Origin of the sequence: Streptomyces sp. NPDC056452 (genome assembly GCF_042796085.1) — a bacterium.
Lineage (GTDB): Bacteria > Actinomycetota > Actinomycetes > Streptomycetales > Streptomycetaceae > Streptomyces.
The window spans coordinates 106,805-125,970 of the sequence record NZ_JBHTRI010000026.1; the positions used below are offsets into that span (position 1 = coordinate 106,805).

General features: G+C 73.6%; 9 protein-coding genes. All 9 read left to right on the forward strand.

Annotation, left to right across the window (positions count from 1 at the left end):
* Window positions 1-493: 493 nt before the first annotated feature.
* The 9 genes from ACFQ6X_RS24640 to ACFQ6X_RS24680 all read left to right on the forward strand — a co-directional run bounded on the left by ACFQ6X_RS24640 (window position 494) and on the right by ACFQ6X_RS24680 (window position 19,069).
* On the forward strand, window positions 494-3,754 hold the full coding sequence (locus ACFQ6X_RS24640) for an amino acid adenylation domain-containing protein (RefSeq protein WP_383184525.1): 3,261 nt from the start codon (window positions 494-496) through the stop codon (window positions 3,752-3,754).
* The gene (locus ACFQ6X_RS24645; protein WP_383184526.1) at window positions 3,751-9,306 is read left to right on the forward strand and encodes an amino acid adenylation domain-containing protein; all 5,556 of its coding nucleotides are present in this window, start codon (window positions 3,751-3,753) and stop codon (window positions 9,304-9,306) included. The genes ACFQ6X_RS24640 and ACFQ6X_RS24645 overlap by 4 nt, the downstream gene beginning before the upstream one ends.
* Entirely contained in the window at window positions 9,303-10,802 is a 1,500-nt protein-coding gene (locus ACFQ6X_RS24650) for a class I adenylate-forming enzyme family protein (protein WP_383184527.1), read from the forward strand. The genes ACFQ6X_RS24645 and ACFQ6X_RS24650 overlap by 4 nt, the downstream gene beginning before the upstream one ends.
* Entirely contained in the window at window positions 10,799-13,816 is a 3,018-nt protein-coding gene (locus tag ACFQ6X_RS24655) for an amino acid adenylation domain-containing protein (RefSeq protein WP_383184528.1), read from the forward strand. The genes ACFQ6X_RS24650 and ACFQ6X_RS24655 overlap by 4 nt, the downstream gene beginning before the upstream one ends.
* Before the next feature lie 4 nt (window positions 13,817-13,820).
* Window positions 13,821-14,045, forward strand: coding sequence for an MbtH family protein (locus tag ACFQ6X_RS24660; RefSeq protein WP_383184529.1), 225 nt, complete (start codon window positions 13,821-13,823; stop codon window positions 14,043-14,045).
* Entirely contained in the window at window positions 14,042-14,308 is a 267-nt protein-coding gene (locus tag ACFQ6X_RS24665) for an acyl carrier protein (protein WP_383184530.1), read from the forward strand. Before ACFQ6X_RS24660 ends, ACFQ6X_RS24665 begins: the two co-directional genes overlap by 4 nt.
* Window positions 14,305-15,816: a condensation domain-containing protein gene (locus tag ACFQ6X_RS24670; protein WP_383184531.1), complete on the forward strand. Its 1,512-nt coding sequence runs from the start codon at window positions 14,305-14,307 to the stop codon at window positions 15,814-15,816. Before ACFQ6X_RS24665 ends, ACFQ6X_RS24670 begins: the two co-directional genes overlap by 4 nt.
* 65 nt (window positions 15,817-15,881) lie before the next feature.
* Window positions 15,882-17,711 (forward strand): N,N-dimethylformamidase beta subunit family domain-containing protein, encoded by a 1,830-nt coding sequence (locus ACFQ6X_RS24675; protein WP_383184536.1) that lies wholly within the window; start codon window positions 15,882-15,884, stop codon window positions 17,709-17,711.
* Between the two features lie 149 nt (window positions 17,712-17,860).
* Entirely contained in the window at window positions 17,861-19,069 is a 1,209-nt protein-coding gene (locus ACFQ6X_RS24680; RefSeq protein WP_383184532.1) for a TetR/AcrR family transcriptional regulator, read from the forward strand.
* Window positions 19,070-19,166 lie beyond the last annotated feature (97 nt).

Sequence of the window (19,166 nt, forward strand, 5' to 3'; positions counted from 1 at the left end):
GACCGTGGGATTCAGCGCCCTCTCCCCCATACGTGCCGGCTTGCAGTCCTGTTCACCCGGCCATGGCAGCCGCTCGGCGGGGGAACGGGTTTCAGCCGATCGCCCTTGCTCCGACAGCCGTGGCACTCCCTGGACGGGAACCTGCGCAGACCTCGACGCGCAACCGACGTGCCGCCTGTTCCACCCCGCCCTGCCGAACCTGTGGTGAGAGACGAGGGGGTGCCTCTCACCAAGGTCGCCGTACCGCCGTCCATGCCGGCGGCCATCGCGTTCTTCCTGGGCCGATGCATGCTCCGGCATCCCCCTCGGTGCCAATAATTTGGTCCAGACCATTGACCCACGGTTCGGTCTCTCTCTAGCATCTGCGGCATCACGACAGCCCATCAGGGCAGGTGTCCTCCTCCCTCGCGCGTCACCCTTCGCATGCGGAAAACACGTATGCGGTTCAAGCCAGTTCGGGCCGACCGCCCACGGCCCGGCCCCCAGGAGCGTCATGCGCGTACCCGACCAGCAGCCTCACTCCGCGCCGGCGAGCGCAACGGGGGCGGCGGTTGATGCCGCGGCCGTGCTCTCCGTCGGGCAGGAGCGTCTGTGGTTCCTCGACCAGTTCGAACCGGGGGACGCGTCCTACAACATTCCGCTGGTGCTCCGGTTCACGGGACCGCTCTCGCCTCCGGCCCTGGGCGCCGCCCTGGACACGGTGGCCGGTCGGCACGAGGCGCTGCGCAGCCGGTTTCCCGCCGTCGACGGACGTCCGTACGTCGTCGTCGATCCGCCGTCTCCCGTACCGCTCGACACCCGCGATCTGCGAGGCCGTTCCGACTCGGACATCGCCTCGCGCATCAGCGAGTTCACCAATCGCCCCTTCGATCTGGCAAAAGGGCCGTTGCTGCGGGCCGCGCTGTTCCGTACCGGGGAGAGCGCGTACTCGTTCTGCCTCGTGGTGCACCACATCGTCGCCGACGGCTGGTCTCTCGGCCTCCTGCGTTCCGAACTCGCCGCGCACTACTCCGCCCACCGCGTGGGCGGTGCCGCCCAGTCGGCGGAGCCGCCGTCCTATCTGGCTCACGCGGCCGCGGAGCGCGCCTGGCTGGACGGGCCCGAGGCCACCGCGGCCCTCGACCACTGGCGTGAACTTCTCAGCGGCGCAACGCCGTTGGAGCTCCCCCTCGAGCGCCCCCGCCCCGAGGTCCCGGGCAGCGGCGGCGCCTACTGCACCCGGGTGATAGGCGGTCTGGGCGCCGTGGTGGAGTCCTTCGCCCGTTCACGGCGCCTCACCCCGTTCATGGTGATCGCCGCCGCCTATCAGGCTGTTCTCCACCGCTGCACCGGCCAGGACGACTTCTGCGTGGGGGTACCCACCGCGGCGCGGACCACGGTCGACAGCGAGCGGACCGTCGGCTATTTCTCCTCCACCCTGGTCCTGCGCGCCGACCTCGCCGGCGATCCGTCCTTCGACGCCGTCCTGCTGCGGATCCGCGGTGGCTGGCTCCGTGCCCTGACGCACGGCCGCGTACCGTTCGAACGGCTCACCGAGGAGCTGCGGCAGGACCGTGACACCGGCCGCACGCCTGTCTTCCAGACACTCCTCACCGTGCACACGCAGAGCGGCGGTGCTCTCGGCGAGCACCCCTTCGCGGACCTCGTGTGCGCCGAGGGCGACGGCGGCCACACGGCCGCCAAGTTCGAACTGAGCCTGGATGTCCGCCCGGACGGTGACGACCTGCACGCCGTCTTCGGCTACCGCACCGATCTCCTCGACGCGACGCAGACCGCCCTGATCGCCGCCCGCTTCGAGGTCCTGCTGCGCGCCGCCCTGGAGGCGCCGGACACGCCCGTGCGGCTGCTGCCCGTGCTCGACGCGCACGAACTGGCCGTACAGCGGGGCGAGAGCGCGGGCCCCGCTCTTCCGGCACACCCCCCGACGGTCCTCGCCGCGATCGACCGGGCAGCACTCGTCCCCGGCGCAGCGGCGGTCATCGGTCCCGACGAAAGCCTCACACGCGGTGATCTCGCCGGCTCCTCCCGCGCCCTGGCTGCCCGGCTCCTGGCCGGCGGCGTCCGCCGGGGAGACCTCGTCGCGCTCTGTCTGCCCCGTGGTCCACAGGCAGTCGTGGCGATGCTCGCCGCCTGGCGCATCGGCGCCGGATATCTCCCGCTGGACCCGCAATACCCCTCCGCACGACTCGACTTCATGCTCCGGGACAGCGGGGCGTCCCTGCTGCTCACGACCGACGGCGGGCCCGTCGCGGGTCTCACCGTCGACCTCCCCGTCCTGTCCGTGACCCCGCCGACCGGCTCCGAGGACACCCCGGGGCCTCTCCCCGGACCCGACAGCGAAGCGGGCCCCGACGACCCCGCGTACGTCATCTACACCTCGGGCTCCACCGGCACACCCAAGGGCGTTCTCGTGCCGCACCGCGCGCTCGCCGCGCGTGTCGCCTGGATGCGCGAGGGCTACGGCCTGGCCGAGGCGGACCGCGTCCTGCACAGCGCCTCGCTCTCCTTCGACACCAGCGCCGAGGAGATCTTCCCGGCACTGGCCTCGGGCGCGGTCCTCGTCACGGCCCGCCCCGGAGCGGCTCTCTCCGACCAGCTGGCCGAACCGTACGCGGCCGGTGTCACCGTCCTGGACCTTCCGACCCCCTACTGGCACCACCTCGTCGCCGACCTGGACGAAACCCCGTGGCCGGACTCGCTGCGCCTGCTGATCCTTGGCGCGGACCAGGCACGCGCCGAGGCGGTCGCCGTCTGGCGGGGCCGTTTCGGCGACACCGTACGGCTGGTGAACTCCTACGGCCCGACGGAGACCACCGTCATCGCCACCACGGCGGAGCTGGGCGCGGCCGACGAGCTGCGCAGGCCGCCCGTCGGCCGCCCCATCGGCGCGACGACCGTCGCCGTGATGGACCGCTACGGCACGCCCGTGCCGCCCGGCACGCCCGGTGAGCTGGTGATCGGCGGGGCCGGTGTCTCCGACGGGTATCTGGGGCGCCCCGGCGCCACGGCGCGGTCCTTCGTGCCCGACCCGGACGGGCCGCCCGGGGCCCGCCGCTACCGTACGGGCGACCGGGTACGCCGTCGCGCCGACGGGCAACTGGAGTTCCTCGGCCGCCTGGACGGCCAGGTGAAGGTGCGCGGATTCCGGATCGAGCCCGGCGAGGTCGAGTCCGCGCTCGGCGCCCTGCCCGGTGTGGCCGAGGCCGTGGTGTCGGCCCGCGACGACCGGCTGATCGCGCACGTCGTGGCGGCGCCGGGAGCGACCGCGCCGGATCCGACGCGACTGCGCGCGGAGCTGTCCACGGTGCTGCCGCCGCATCTCGTCCCGAACGCCTGGGTCGTGCTCGACCGACTGCCCCTCACCCCGAACGGCAAGGTGGACCGGGCGGCACTGCCGGATCCCGAGGCCGCCACGCCCGCCCGTGCCGTGCACGTACCGCCCCGGACCGAGGCGGAGGAGCTCGTGGCCGACGTATGGCGGGAGGTGCTCGGCACCGGACCCGTCGGCGCCGACGACGACTTCTTCGACCTGGGCGGCCACTCGCTCCTGGCCACCCGGGTCGTCGCCCGCATCCGCGCCGCCGTCGACCTCGCCGTCCCCCTGCGCACCCTGTTCACCCATCGCACGGTCGCGGCCTTCGCCGAGGCCGTGGAAGCAGCCCTGACCGCCGAGATCGACGCCCTGTCGGACACGGCGGCCGAAGAACTCCTCGCCGCGCAGGACGCACTGGAAGGAAGCCGGCCCGTCTCATGAGCGCCGACACCACCAATCCGGCAGAACCCGCTGCGACCCGCCTCTCGGCCGCCAAGAAGGAGCTGCTGCGCCGCCGGCTGGCCTCGCGGGCCGCCACCCGCGCGACCGTGCCCCGGCGGGATCCCGGCACGCCCGTCCCGCTGTCGTTCGCCCAGGAACGGCTCTGGTTCATGGAGCAGTTCGCTCCGGGGACCGCCGCGTACAACATTCCGGTGGTCCGCCGGCTCCGCGGCCCGATGGACGCCGGCGCTCTCCGCGCCGCTCTGGACGCGAGCGTGGCCCGGCACGAGACGCTGCGCTCGCGGTACCCGGCCACCGAGGACGGGCGCCCGCTGCTGGTCATCGACCCGCCCGGGCCGGCCGACCTCACCCAGGCCGAAGCCGCCTGCCTGTCCGAGGCCGAGCGCCTCGTCGACGAGTCGTCGGCCGTGCCCTTCGACCTGGAGGAGGGGCCTCTGCTGCGCGCGCTCCTCATCCGGCTCGCCGACGACGACCACGTGCTGCTCCTGGTGGTCCATCACAGCGTCAGCGACGGCTGGTCAAGCGAGGTCCTGCTGGGTGAGGTGCTGCGCGGCTACGCCGCACGCGTCGCGGGAGAGCCCGACCCGCTCCCCGAACTGGTCGTGCAGTACGGGGACTTCGCCCTGTGGCAGCGCGAGCAGCTCAGCGGCGAGCGGCTCGCTGCCGAAATCGCCCACTGGACCGGTGAGCTCGCCGGGATCGAGCCGCTGGAGCTCGCCTTCTCCCGCCCCCGCCCTCCCCGTCAGACCTTCGAGGGCGCCGGGCACGCGTTCGCCGTCGACCGCGCCCTCCTCGACCGGCTCACGCTGCTCGGGCGGCAGCACGACGCGACCGTCCACATGGTCCTCCTGGCCGCCTTCCAGGTCCTCCTGTCCCGCTACAGCGGTCGGACGGACTTCGCGGTCGGCTCCCCCGTCGCCGGACGGCCCGAACCGGAACTCGAGCCTCTGGTCGGCATGTTCGTGAACGTCATCGCCCTTCCGGCCCGTCTGGAGGGCGACCCCTCGTTCGCCGAGTTCCTGCGCCGCACCCGCGAGACCTGCCTCGACGCCTACGCCCACCAGGACCTGCCGTTCGCGCAGCTGGTGAGCGAGCTCAAGGTCTCCCGGGACGTGTCGCGGCCGCCCGTCTTCCAGGCCGTCCTGGCCGTACAGAACTACGCCACCCAGCGCGACGCCCCATCGGACGGCCCCCTGACGGCCGAACCGTTCGGCGTGCGGGCCAGCGGCACCCGCTTCGACCTCGAACTCTTCCTCCAGGAGTGGCCCGACGGGCTGCACGGCTCCTTCAATTTCAACACCGACCTGTTCGACGTCGCCGACATCGCGCGCCTCGCCGACCACCTCGGCAGGCTCCTCCAGGCCGTCGCGGCAGCCCCGGAGACCCCGCTGTCCGGCCTCGCCGGACGCACCCCGGACGAACACGACTTCGAGACGCTCCGGTTCAACGACACCGCGCTGGACCGTGCGCCCACCACCCTCACCGCCCTCGTCGCCGAGCAGATCGCCCGCACTCCCGACGCGGTCGCCGTGGCCGTCGAAGGCAGGGCGGCCCTCACCTACCGGCAGCTCGACGCGCAGGCCGACCGGATCGCCGCGCGCCTGGCCGCCGAGGGGGTCGGCCCGGGCAGCCTCGTGGCCATCTGCTCCGAACGCTCACCCGAACTCGTCGCCGGTCTGCTCGGCATCCTGCGCACCGGTGCGGGCTACACCCCGCTGGAACCCGGCTACCCCGCCGAACGGCTCTCCTTCCTCCTCGCCGACAGCGACGCCCCCGTCCTGCTCACCCAGCGCGGACTGCCCACACCGCACGGCTGCACCGCGCAGGTCATGCTGCTGGACGATCCCGCGGAGCCGCCCAGGTCGCGCCGCGGGCCGGCGGGACCGTGCCCCGACGACACCGCGTACCTCATCTACACCTCCGGCTCCACCGGCCGCCCGAAGGGCGTCCCGAACACCCACCGGGCGATCGCCAACCGCATCCAGTGGATGCAGGACACCTACCGCCTCGGGCCCGACGACGCCGTCCTGCAGAAGACCCCCGTCGGCTTCGACGTATCGGTCTGGGAGTTCTTCTGGCCCCTGGCCACCGGTGCGCGCATCGTTCTCGCCAAGCCCGGCGGCCAGAAGGACAGCGGCTATCTGCGCGACCTCATCGCCTCCGCCGGCGTCACCGTCGCCCACTTCGTGCCCGCCATGCTGACGGTGTTCCTGGCCGAGGAGGGCATCGAGCGGTGTACGGCGCTGCGCCGCGTGATCAGCAGCGGAGAGGCCCTGCCGCCCGATGCCGCCCGCGAGCTGACCGGCCGGCTGCCGCACTGCTCCGTCGCCAATCTGTACGGGCCCACGGAGGCCGCCGTCGACGTCTCCTCGTGGGAGTGCTCAGGCCCCCTGGAGACGGTGCCGATCGGACTCCCGATCGACAACACGAGGCTGTACGTACTGGACGCCGCTCTGCGCCCCGTACCGCCCGGCGCTCCCGGCGAACTCCACATCGGCGGCACCGCCGTCGCCCTCGGCTACCACCGCCGGCCTGGCCTGACCGCGGCCCGCTTCGTGCCCGACCCGTACGGCCCGCCGGGCTCCCGCCTCTACCGCACCGGAGACCTGGCCCGCCGCCGCCCGGACGGCGCTCTCCAGCACCTCGGCCGCATCGACCAGCAGATCAAGCTGCGCGGGCTGCGGATCGAGCCCGGCGAGACCGAGGCCGCGCTGCGCGCCCAGCCCGGTGTCGCCGACGCGGCCGTCGTCCTGCGCGAGGACCGTCCCGGCGACAAGCGCCTGGTCGGGTACGTCGTGCCCGCCACCGGCTCCGACGAGCCCGACCCCGCACGGCTCCGTACCGCGCTCAAGAGGCTGCTTCCCGACCATCAGGTCCCCGCCGTGGTGGCCGTCGTCCCCTCCCTGCCGCTCACCCCCAACGGGAAGCTCGACCGCCGCGCGCTGCCCGCTCCCCAGATGAGGCGCGCGACCGGCGCGACCCGGCCGGCCACCACGACGGAGCTCCTGCTCGCCGAGATCTGGAACGAGGTGCTCGGCCTGACGGAAGTCGGAACGGACGAGGACTTCTTCGACCTCGGCGGTCACTCGCTCCTCGCCACCCAGGTCGTCGCCAGGGCCCGCGGCCGGCTCACCGAGGCGGGCGCGCAGCCTGTCAGCGTCATGGACCTCTTCACCCACCGCACGATCCGCGACCTGGCCGCCGTCGCCGCCAGGGACGAGCACGACGACACTCCGCGGCCGCTGCTGCACCGGCTCACCCCGCCGGTCTCCGCAGCCCGCCGTACCCGCACCTTCGTCTGCGTCCCCTACGGCGGCGGCAGCCCTGTCGTCTACCAGCCCGTCGCCGACGCACTGCCCTCCGACGTCGAACTGTGGGCCGTCGCCGTGCCGGGCCACGACGTCGGCGTCACCGAGGAGTCCGTACCGTTCGACGAACTCGCCGAACGCATCGCGGGCGAGGTGCGGGAGCGGACGGAGGGACCCGTCGTCGTCTACGGCCACTGCGCCGTCGGTACGGCGCTGGCGATCGCCGTGTCCCGGCTGCTGGAGGCGACCGGCCATCCGCTGGAGGCCGTCTACGCCGGAGCCCAGTTCCCGTTCGCCCGGCCGCGCAGCCGTGTCCTCAACGCACTCAGCCGCGTCGCCTCCCTCGAACCCCTGCTCGGCGACCGGGTGTACGCGAACTGGCTCATCGGGCTCGGCGTGAACACCTCCGACCTCGACAAGGAGCAGGCGGCTTTCATCATCGGCAACATGCGCCGTGACACCCAGGCCGCCGAGGACTACTTCACCCGCGCCATCGCCGACGTCGCCGCCGGCGCACCGCGGCTGCGCGCCCCGCTCGTCTGCCTGATCGGCGACCAGGACCCGGCCGCCGACTTCTACCAGGAGCGCTACCGCGAGTGGCTGCTGCTGGCCGAACGCTCCGCCGTGGCCGTGCTCGACCAGGGAGGTCACTTTTTCCTCAAGTACCGGGCCGTCGAGGTCGCCGACGCGGTCACCACGGTGCACCTCGCGGTCCGCGACGGGCTGACCGAAGAGCTCCCCGCCCACGATCCGCTCCACTCGTGGTGGTTCCACGGCGACACCGGCCCCGTCGCGGCGGCCGACGGCACACAGGCGGACGAACAGCCCTCCGCCCCACCCCTCGAGGGCACGGAGTCCGCCGCCGGGCCCGAACCCAGCATGCGCCGGTTCCTCCTGGTCGCGGTCGGGCAGCTCTTCTCGATCACCGGCTCGGCACTGACCGAGTTCGCCCTGCCGATCTGGATCCTCCTCAACACCGGATCCCTCACCCGGTACGCGCTGTACGCAGTCGTCGCCATGGTCCCCGGCATCCTCGTCGGCCCGCTCGCGGGAGCCCTCGTCGACCGGATGAACCGGCGCACGGTGCTCCTCGCCGGCGATATCGCGGCGTGCACCACCCAGGCCGGTCTCCTCGCTCTGCTCGTCACCGGAAACCTGCACTCCTGGGAGGTGTACGTGCTGCTCGGCGTACTCTCCGTCGCCCTGACGTTCCAACGGCTCGCCTACGCGTCCGCGGTCCCGCAGCTCGTGCCGAAGCAGTACCTCGGTCACGCCAACGGGATCGTTCAACTCGCTTTCGGAACAGCCCAGTTCGTTGTTCCGCTGGTGGCTGTGGCGCTCATGGCGGCGATCGGTCTCGGCGGCATCCTCGTCATCGACGTGGTCAGCTACGTGCTGGCGATCGGCGTGCTGCTCGCGGTGAAGTTCCCCCGGACCCTGCCGTGGACGCGGCGCGAGTCCCTCGTGTCCGAGATCCGGCACGGCTTCACGCACTCATGGCGCAACCGGGGTTTCCGGGCCATGCTCCTGTGGTTCGCGGGCCTCAACATCTTCCTCTCGCCCCTCTTCCTGCTCATCACGCCGCTGGTCCTCGCCTTCGACGACCTCCAGGGCGCGGCGCGGGTCGCCGTCGCGGGCGGCGCCGGAGCGATCCTGGGAGGGATCGTCATGGGCTTCTGGGGCGGACCGCGCCGGCACCGGCTGCGGGGCATGCTCGGCATCGCGGCGCTCCTGGCCCTGGCCGGAGCCGTCACCGGGCTGCACGCCAGTCTCTGGGTGATCGCCGCCGGAGCGTTCGGCATGTCCTTCGCGCTGTCCCTCGTCAACGGCGTCTACTCCACCATCGTCCAGGTCAAGGTGCCCCAGCGCTTCCACGGCCGTGTCTTCGCCCTGAACACCCTGGTCGCCTGGTCCACCCTGCCGTTGGGCCACGGGGTCATCGCACCGCTGGGCTCCTCGCTGCTGGGACCGCTGATGGAGCCCGGAGGGGCGCTCGCCCCCGTCTTCGGCCCCCTGATCGGCACCGGCCCCGGGCGCGGCATCGCCCTGATGTACGTCCTGTTCGGGTGCGCCATGCTCGGCATGGTCGCACTCGGCCTGCGCCTTCCCGTGCTGGCCCGCTTCGACCGGGACGTCCCCGAGGCCGAGCCCGACGACCTGGTCGGGCTGCGCGAGCGTGCCCGCATCGCCTCCGCCCGCCGTGCGAAGGAGAGCCGGACGTGACAGAACCGGTCGCCACCCTGCCCGCCCTGCTCGCCCACCGTGCCGCCGCGCACGGCGACCGCACGGCCCTCGTCACCGGCCGCGAACGGCTCGACTTCGCTTCCTGGCAGGCCCGTTCGGGTGCGTACGCCTCCGCGCTGCGCTCCGCCGGGCTGCGGCCGGGCGACCGTGTCGTGCTGCACCACGGCACGGGCCGGTGGACGGAGTTCGCCGTCGCGTTCCTCGCGGTGCTGCGCGCCGGCGGGGTGGCGGTCCCGCTGTCCGACCGGTCCGCGCCCACCGCCACGGAGTACGTCCTCGCCGACGCGGAGGCCCGTTTCCTGCTGCACGGCGGGCCGGACCTCCCGGCCGGAGTCCCGCCCGGGACGACCGTGTTGACAGAATCCGACGCCGACGGCCACCCCGCGGTGCCGGACCTGCCCGACCCCGTACCCGGTGACCTCGCCCAGATCCTCTACACCTCCGGCACCACCGGGACCCCCAAGGCCGTCGGCGCGCGCCACGCCAACCTGGCTCACGGGTGCACGCTGGACGAGCGCCGCCGGCCGCTGCGCCACTCCTCCGCCTTCCTGCACGCCTTTCCCGTCGGCACGAACGCCGGACAGACGATGCTGGTCAACGCGCTCAACGCGCACGCCACGTGTGTCACCGCTCCGCAGTTCACCCCGGCCCGCTTCCTCCGGCTCCTGTCCGAGCACGACGTCGGGAGCGTGTTCCTCGTCCCCGCCATGGCGATCGAGCTGCTGGCGTCACCGGCCCTCGCGGACGCCACCGCGTCGGGCGCGCTCGACTCGGTGCGCCTCGTCGGATCCACGGCCGCCGCCCTGCCCCAGCCGGTCGCGCTCGGACTCGGCCGGGCCTTCCCCAAGGCCCAGATCGTCAACTACTACACCTCCACCGAGGCGGCGCCCGCGCAGATCACCCTGCTGTTCGATCCGGCCCGTCCCACCTCCCCCGGCCGGCCCGCCTCCCTGGCCGATCTGCGCGTGACCACGCCCGAGGGCCTCCCGGTCCCGGCGGGCCGGCCGGGCGAACTGTGGCTGCGTTCTCCCGCGGCCCCGCGGGCGTACATGGGCGAGAGGGACGGCGAGGTCTTCCAGGGACGCTGGGTACGCATGGGCGACCTCGGCCGCATCGACGAGGACGGCTTCCTCCACCTGCTCGACCGGGAGCGTGACGTCGTCAAGTCGGGCGCCCACAAGGTCTCCACCCTCCAGATCGAGAACGCCCTGCACTCCCATCCGCAGGTGCGCGACGCCGCCGCCGTCGGAGTTCCGCATCCCGTGCTCGGCAGCGTCGTCGCCGCCGTGGTCGTGTCCGACGCCGGTCTGACGGCGGCCGCCCTGCGGACCTTCCTGCTCGATCACCTGGCCGTCCACGAACTGCCCGCCACCGTGCTGTTCCGCGACGCGCTGCCCCGTAACGAGGCCGGCAAGGTCCTCAAACGCGATCTGCGCCGGCTCCTCGCCCACGACCACCCCGAGGTCACCCTGTGAACGCGATCCTCAGCCCCGCCCAGCACGGCGTCTGGCTCACCGAGCGCACCCTGGACACCGCCGCCGCCTATCACCTCACCGTGACAGTGGACCTCGACGGCCCCGTCGACGCCGAGGCCATGGTCCGGGCCTGCTCCGCCGTCGCGGCCCGACACCCGGCCCTCACCACGGTGTTCGGTGCCGACGGCGCGCCTCGGGCCGGCACGGAACAGTCCCGTCCGCGCGTCGTCGACTGCTCCCCCGGTGAACTGGACACCCTCCTCGCCCGGGAACGGGCTCTCCCCTTCGACCTCGCCCTCGGGCCGCTGCACCGCTTCGTCCTCTTCCAGCTGTCCCCGGTACGGCACGTCCTGCTCCTGACCGTCCATCACCTCGTCTTCGACGGCGAGTCCAAGGACCGGCTGATCAGCGACCTGGCGGACGCATTCCGGAGTGGTGCGCTCGCTCCGGTCGCCCCGCTCCCTGCGGTGGAGCCCTCCCCCGATGCCCTCACGGGCGCGGAGGCGTACTGGGCCGCCCGTTGGCGGGAGCCGGCCGCGCCCACGCTGCCGGGCCTCGTGCCCTCCCGCACCCCCGGCACCGCTCCCGCGCCGGGCGCCGAGGTCCCGCTGGCCTTCGGCCCCGGGCGGACCGCTCGCCTGGACACGACGGCGCGCCGGCTCGGGCTGACCCGCTTCGAGCTCCTCACCGCGTCCTGGCACGCGCTGCTCGCCCGCTACGGCGACCCCGCCCCGGTCACGGCCGTCGAACTGTCGCTGCGCCCGCGGGGCGAGGCGGTCGGTGTGGGGCTGGCCGTCAATGAGCTGCCCCTCTTCAGCACCGCGGTCCCCGAAGTGCCGTTCGCCACCTGGTCGCAGACCGTCCGCGCCGAACTGCGCGCCCTGTACCGGCACCGGGCCGTCCCACTGGGCCGCTCCGTGCGCGGCCTGACCCCTCGCACCGCGCTCACCCCCCTCTCCCTCAGCTACCGGCGCCGCCCGGCCGGGGAGCTGCCCGCCTTCGGCGACAAAGTGCGCGCCGAGGTCGACTGGACCGGCTTCTGCGGCACCGCGCGCAACCTGCTCCACCTCCAGCTCGTCGACTCCGGATCCGAGATCGACGCGAGCCTGCAGTACCGGGCCGACGCCCTCACCGCCGAATCGGCACGGAGCATCGCCGGACACTGGAGGACGCTCCTCGACGGCGTACTGGCCGACCCCGGCACACCGGTCGGCGACCTGCCCCTGCTGACGTCCCGGGAACGGGCGGACCAGCTCGCCGCACCGGCCCCCCGGCCCGAACTCGCGCTGTGCACCGTGCCCGCGCTGTTCGCCCGCGCGGTGGCGGCCCACCCCGACGCGGTCGCCGTCGTCTGCGGCGACGAGGCACTGACGTACCGCGAGCTCTCCGGTCTCGTCGCACACGCGGCCGCCGCGCTGCGCCGCCACGGCGCGGGCCCGGACACCCTCATCGGCATCGGCCTGCCCCGCGGGCGCGAGCAGCTGGTCGCCGTCCTCGCCACCCTGGCCTGCGGGGCCGCCTACCTGCCCCTCGACCCCGGATACCCGGCCGAGCGGCTGGCCTTCATCCGGTCCGACTCCCGTCTCGCGCTCCGGATCACCGCGCGCCCGGACAGCCCCGGCGATCTCGTACCGGCCGATCTCGCGCCGGAGGGCACGGACACCCCGGCTCCGCCCCCTGGGCCGACGCCCGCCCATCCCGCCTACGTGCTCTACACCTCCGGGTCCACCGGGCGTCCCAAGGGTGTGGAGGTGCCCCACTCCGCACTCGCCAACGTCCTGGGGGCGCTGCGCGACCATCTGGGCTCCGGCCCCGAGGACCGCTGGCTCGGTCTCACCTCTCTGTCCTTCGACATCTCCGCCGTCGAACTGCTTCTGCCCCTGGTCACCGGAGGACGCGTCGTCCTCGTTCCGGAGGGCGGTCACCGCGACGGCCCCGCGCTCCTCGGCCTCATCCGCGGCGAGGGGATCACCCACGTCCAGGCCACTCCCAGCGGATGGCGGCTGCTTCTCGACGCGGGCCTCACCGGCGCGGCGGCCGGGCTCACGGCGCTCACGGGCGGCGAGGCGCTGCCCCCGTCCCTCGCCGCGGAACTGGCCGCGGTGAGCAAGCGGCTCGTGAACGTCTACGGCCCGACCGAGACGACCATCTGGTCCTCCCTCGCGGAACCCGCCGTGACCGACGACGGGGACGTCCTCATCGGTGAACCGCTCGCCAACACCCGCGCCTACGTCCTCGACGAGCGGCTGCGCCCCGTCCCGTACGGACTGCCGGGTGAGCTCTGCCTCGGCGGCGCGGGGCTGGCCCACGGGTACCGGCACCGCCCGGGCCTGACGGCCGCGCGTTTCCTTCCCGATCCGTACGGCCCGCCGGGATCGCGCATCTACCGCACCGGCGACCTCGTCCGGCGCCTGCCCGGTGGTGGTCTCGTCTACCTCGGCCGCTCCGACACCCAGGTCAAACTGCGCGGCCACCGGATCGAGCTGGGCGAGATCGAGGCGCGGCTGGCCTCGCATCCCTCGGTGGCCCAGGCCGCCGCGGCGGTGCACGGTACGGACGGCGACCGCCGGCTGAGCGCCTATGTCGTCCCCGCCGGCCCGGCGCCCACCGCGGAGGAGCTGCACGCCCACCTGTCCGCCACGCTCCCCGCGGCCGCGGTGCCCGGCACGTACACCGTGCTGGACGCCTTCCCGCTGACGCCCAACGGCAAGCTGGACCGGGCCGCGCTCCCGGAGCCGGTCCCGGACCGGAGCAGACCCGCAAAGGGCTCCACGGACGGTGGCCTCGATCCCACCACCGGCGCGGTGCTCGCCATCTGGCGCGAGGTCCTGGCCCTGGACGACCTCGGGCCGGACGAGGACCTCTTCGATCTCGGCGGCCATTCGCTGACCATCACCGCCATCGCCGCCCGCATCCACCAGAACCTCGGCGTGGACGTCCCTCTCGACGTCTTCTTCGACACCCCTACCGTGCACGGCGTCACCGCCGCTGTCACCGCACTGTGCAAGGAGTAGCCCCATGAGCGATCCGACCCGCTACCTCGTGGCCGTCAACGACGAGGAGCAGCACGCCCTCTGGCAGGACGGCACGCCGCTGCCCGCAGGCTGGCGGGCCGAGGGCTTCAGCGGCACCGAGGAGGAGTGCGTCGCGCACGTCGACCAGGTGTGGCCGGACATCCGGCCGCTCAGCCTGCGCCGCCGTCTGGCCGACGAGGCCGCCCGCCGGGCGGGCGGCACCCGGTGAACGCGCCCGTCCCGACCCGCGACCGCCTGGCCCAGCTCGTCGAACGGGCCACGGACGGCCAGGTGGCCGCCGTCGAGATCGTCGACTCCGCCGAGCCGCTCGCCGCTCTCGGCGTCAGCTCGCTCTCCCTGCTGCGGCTGGCCGACAGCCTGGAGACCGAGTACGGCGTGCTCATCGACCTCGGCGACCGGGCGCTGTACACCGAGGGACTCGCCGGGCTCACCGCCCGCGTGCGGGCTCTGGCCGCGGAGGGCACCCCATGACGGCGGCGGCCCCGGACGCGCTGGTCCCCGTCACGGTGGCCTCGGACGCCGCCACGGCCGCGGTGACGGCACCGGATCCCGGTCGGAACCCGGCGGACACGACGACGACGGTCACGTTCACGGGCGGCCGGTCCGGCGACGCCCCGCTCACCTGGGGCCAGCGCGCGATATGGCACGCGATCGGCCGCACCGCGCCCAACGATCACTACTTCAACATCGGCCGAGTCCTGCCCCTCGCCGACCGGGGCGCGCCCGTCGACCTGCCCCGGCTGGCCGGCGCGCTCGCCGCGCTCCTCGTCCGCCACGAAGCGCTGCGCACCCGGATCGTGGCCGGTGACGACGGGGCACCCCGCCAACAGCTGTGTGCCGAAGGGCTGGTGGAGGTCCGCGTCCACGACGAGCCCGACCCGGCCGACTGCGGGGCCGCCGCCGAGAACCTCCTGTCGTCCCTCTCCTCGCGCCGTTTCGACTACGCGCGGGAGTGGCCCGTACGCTTCGGCGCCGTCCGCCACGAAGGCCGGGTCACCCACGTCGTGCTGGCGCTGTGCCATCTGGCCACCGACGGGCACGGCGCCGAGGTCCTCGTCCGCGATCTGCGGCTGCTGGCCCGCCGCGGGTCGGCCGGTCCCTCCTGCGCCGAGACCCCTCTGGACCTGGCACGGCATCAGGCCTCGCCGGCCGGCCGCCGCTCCGGCAGGGCCGCACTCGCCCATTGGGAGAACGGTCTGCGGCAGGCCCCGCCGACGATGTTCCCCGTTCCGGTCGCGACGCCGCGCACGCCCCGCTTCTGGACGGGCCGTCTGGTCTCCGCCGCGCTCCCCCGGGCCGTCGAGGCGCTGGCCTCCGCCCATCGGGTCAGCGGCTCGACCGTGCTCCTCACCGCTTCGGCCGCTCTGGTCGCCGCCGACCAGGGGCACGCCGTGGCTGCGGTCATGCCGATCGCGGGCAATCGCGCGGCGCAGGGCCACCGCACCCTGGTCAGCACGCTGTCGCAGGACGCGCTGTTCGTGCTGCGTATGGACGATGTCCCGGGTCCGGACGCCGATTTCACCGGCCTGCTGGCGGGTGCCTGGCCGGCCGCGCTCGCCGGGTACCGTGCGGCCGCCTACGATCCCGTCGACTGGGACGCCCTGCTGGAGCAGGCTGCCCTGGAGCGGGGTGCGCAGGTGCACCCGTACTGCTGCTTCAACGACATGCGGCTGGCGGAGCGGCCCGCAACACCCCGTACGGCCCCGCACCCTGACGAACTTGCCGCGCTCCGCGGCCGGAGCGTGCTCGACTTCCCCTCGACGCAGGACCGTGTCGCCTGCCGGTACTGCCTGCACGTGAGCGGGGACGACAGCGCGCTCACCGTCACCCTCACCGCCGACACGGCCTACCTGCCGCCGACCGCCATCCACGCCCACCTTCGCGCCATCGAGGAGGTCGTCGTGTCCTCGTCGGCCGGAGACCCGCCCCGGCTGTCGGCGCTGCCCGGACTCCTCGCCGTGGAAGGCTCCGGCAGATGAGCGGGGGCCTCGTCGCGCGGCCGCTGGCCCGTGCGGAGAAGACCTCCTGCGTCCAGGGCGGGAGCATGCGTTTCGGCGTGACCGCCGGCGACGGCGGCCCGCTGACCGGTCACGTCGTCGTCACCGACGTCGTCGCCGAGCGGGCGATGACGCGCGTACCCGTTCACGGGACTGGGTGGACCCTCGACGTCCCGCCCGACTGGCCCAGTTCCCTGTACGTGGCCCGCTTCCACGACGACCGCCCCGAGACACCGGAGCCGGAGCGCGACGCCGAGCATGAAGTGTGGTTCGTCGTCCGCGCGGCACGGCCCGCTGCGACCTCCTCCGTGCTCGTCTCCGTTCCCTTCGCCACCTGGCGTGCCTACCACCGTGCGGGACAGCCGGGCCGCAGCATCTACTACGCGGAGGAGCCGGGCCGCGCCGCACGGGTGTCCCTCACCGACCCGGGGGGCGGGCCGCCGCCCGAGCGCTGGGAGGAGCCTCTGCTGCGCTGGCTCCCGCGAGCCGGGTACCCGGTCGAGTTCTGCTCCGGCCTCGATCTGCACGAGGGCGACGAACTCCTGTCCGCCTACCGGTTGCTGGTCATCAACGGGCACGACGAGTACTGGTCGGCCGGGATGCGCGACAGCGTCGAGACCTTCGTCCGCAAGGGCGGCAATCTGGCGGTCTTCGCGGGTAACACCGCCTGGTGGCAGATGCGCCTGGAGGACGAGGGCCGCACGATGGTCTGTCACCGTGACGCCGCCGCCGACCCCGTCACCGCCGTGGACCCGCGCCTCGCCACCGTCGAGTGGTCCAGTTCGCCCGTCGACCGTCCCGAGAACTCCATGACCGGGGTCAGCTTCCGCAACGGCGCCGGCGCGTGGGGCGAGGGCATGGCCGTGATTGGACGCGAATCCTTTACGGTGCGGTTCGCCGGCCACTGGGTCTTCGAGGGCACCGGCCTCGCCGACGGCGACGCGTTCGCCCGGGGCGCGCTCGGGTACGAGACGGACGCCGCCGAACTCGACTGGTCGGCCGGCGTGCCCCGGGCCACCGGGCGTGACGGCACCCCGCGCTCCTTCGCCGTCCTCGCCACAGCGGACCTGCGGCACTGGCGTGCGTACGGGCAGGGCGGCTGGGCCACCATGGGCGTCTTCCGCATGGGCGCCGGCACGGTCTTCAACACGGCCACGATCAACTGGGGCCGGGCACTGTCCGATCCGGTCGTGGACCGCATCACCCGCAACGTCCTCGACCGTCTCGGCGGCACTGCTCCCCGCCCCTCCTGGCACACCGTCGGGCCGGCGCCGCGTCTGCGGGCGCTCGCCGCCTGTGAGGGCCTGCTCTTCGCCGTGGCCGAGGACGGCAGGACCCTGCTCCACCGCGAGCCGTCCGACCAGAACCTGCCCTGGGTCCCCTGCCCGCCCGCGCCGGGTCCTGCGCCGGAGATCCGGTGTCTGACAGCCCCGCGCGAGGCGTGCCGGCCCGTGCCGCTGGCCGTGCTCGCTGTCGGAGCGGACGACCAACTGCTCGTGCGCGCCCCGGTGCCCGGGCCGGCTCCCTGGACCCCGGCGGGAAAGGTCCCGGCCGGGACGACCGCTCTGGCGATGTGCGACAACACGCTCTTCGCGGTGACCCCGCACGACGACACCCTGCACCAGCGGCCTGCCCTGCACCCCGAGGCGCCGTGGACAGCGGTGGGACCGGCGGGAAAGGCAGTCCTGCTCACCGTGCTCAACGCCCGTCTGTACGCGGTCGGTCCGGACGGACTGCTCTCGCGTCCGCCGGTCACCACCGACGTTCCCTTCACCCCCGGCAGCCCCTTCCCCGCGGCCAGGGCTCTCGCCTCGTACGCGGGGAGGCTGCTCGTCGCGACCTCCGACGATCTCCTCGTCAGCCATCCGCCGGTGTGAACGGGGCCGCCGGTGCACAGGGGGCACCGGCGGCGGGGAGAGGCTGATGTGACGGTGCCGGCCGGGCACCGTCACCTGGGAAGTGAGCCGGAATCCGCGTTCCGCACGGTCCGCGCCGAAGGTGCCTGAGCCCCTCGGGCGACGTGTGATTGACTGATCCGCATGGCCCCGTCACCGCACCCGCCCGTTCGGCCGTGAGCGCCGATCCGGCCGCGGCCACTCGGCCCCGCAACCGTAAGCAGCTCATCGTCGAGGCGGCCGGCCGAGTCTTCAGCGAGCGCGGCTACCACGCGGCGTCCATGGAGCAGATCGCCGCCGGCGTGGGTATCAGCGCGGCGGCTCTGTACCGGCACTTCCCCAATAAGTACGCGCTGTTCGCGGAGTGCGCCGACCTCATGGCGGACCGGCTGGTCGCCTCGCTCGACGAGGTGCCGTCCGGGGCGGGCCTGGCGGATGTGCTCACCGCCGTCACCCGGGTCACCGTCGCACATCGCGCATCGGGCGGCGTGTACCGGTGGGAGGCCCGGTACCTCAACAGCGAGGACCGCCGCCGTCTCACGGCGAAGTTCGGGCACGTCGTGGGGCGGGTCGACGAGGCGGTGCAGCGCGAGTACCCGCTGCCCGACGAGCGCCTGCGGGCCGCGGCGGCCCTCGGTGCGATCGGGTCCATCGCGATGCATCACACCTCGATCGCTCAACGGCGGGCCGACGAACTGCTGCTGGCGTCCGCGCTGCGCGTGGCCGCGACCGATCCCGCGGCATCCCGGAGCGGCGCGCCCGCCGTCGAATTGCCCGCCCGGCCGGTACCGCGCACGCGACGCGCGGAGATCCTCTCGGCCGCCGTCCCGCTGTTCGCACGGGACGGGTTCGCCAGCGTCACGAACGGACAGATCGCCGAGGCGGTGGGGCTGGCCCCGTCGGCGCTCTACCGCCACTACCCCGGCAAGGTCGACATCCTGGCGGCGGCGTGCCTTCAGGCAGCGGGGCTTCTGGCCCAGGGGGTGGACCGGAGTCTTCACGAGGTGTCCGGCCCGCACGACGCCATCGTCGCGCTGGCGACGACGTACGTGGCCTACAGCTTCGAGTACACCGCGCTCAACAGCGTCGCCGAAGCCGAGGTCGCTGGCCTGCCGGCCGACCTGCGGCGGCCTGTGGTCCTCGCGCAGCGTGAACACATCGCCGTCTGGGAGGAGCAGCTGCGACTGGCCCGCCCCGAGCTGGATCCGCGCCAGGCCCGGGCGTTGGTGCACGCGGGGTTCGGTGTGGCGGTCGAGGCCGGACGCGCACTGCGGTGGCAGGACAGCCATGACCACCGCGACGCCGTGACCGCTCTGGTCGTGGGCGCGCTGGGCCTCTGAACCCGCACCACAACCAGGCACGCGACGGGGCCCGCGCCGTGAGGTGGTTCGCGTGGAGGTCACCCGGGTGCCCGCCCCTCGGCTCGACGGCCGAGGG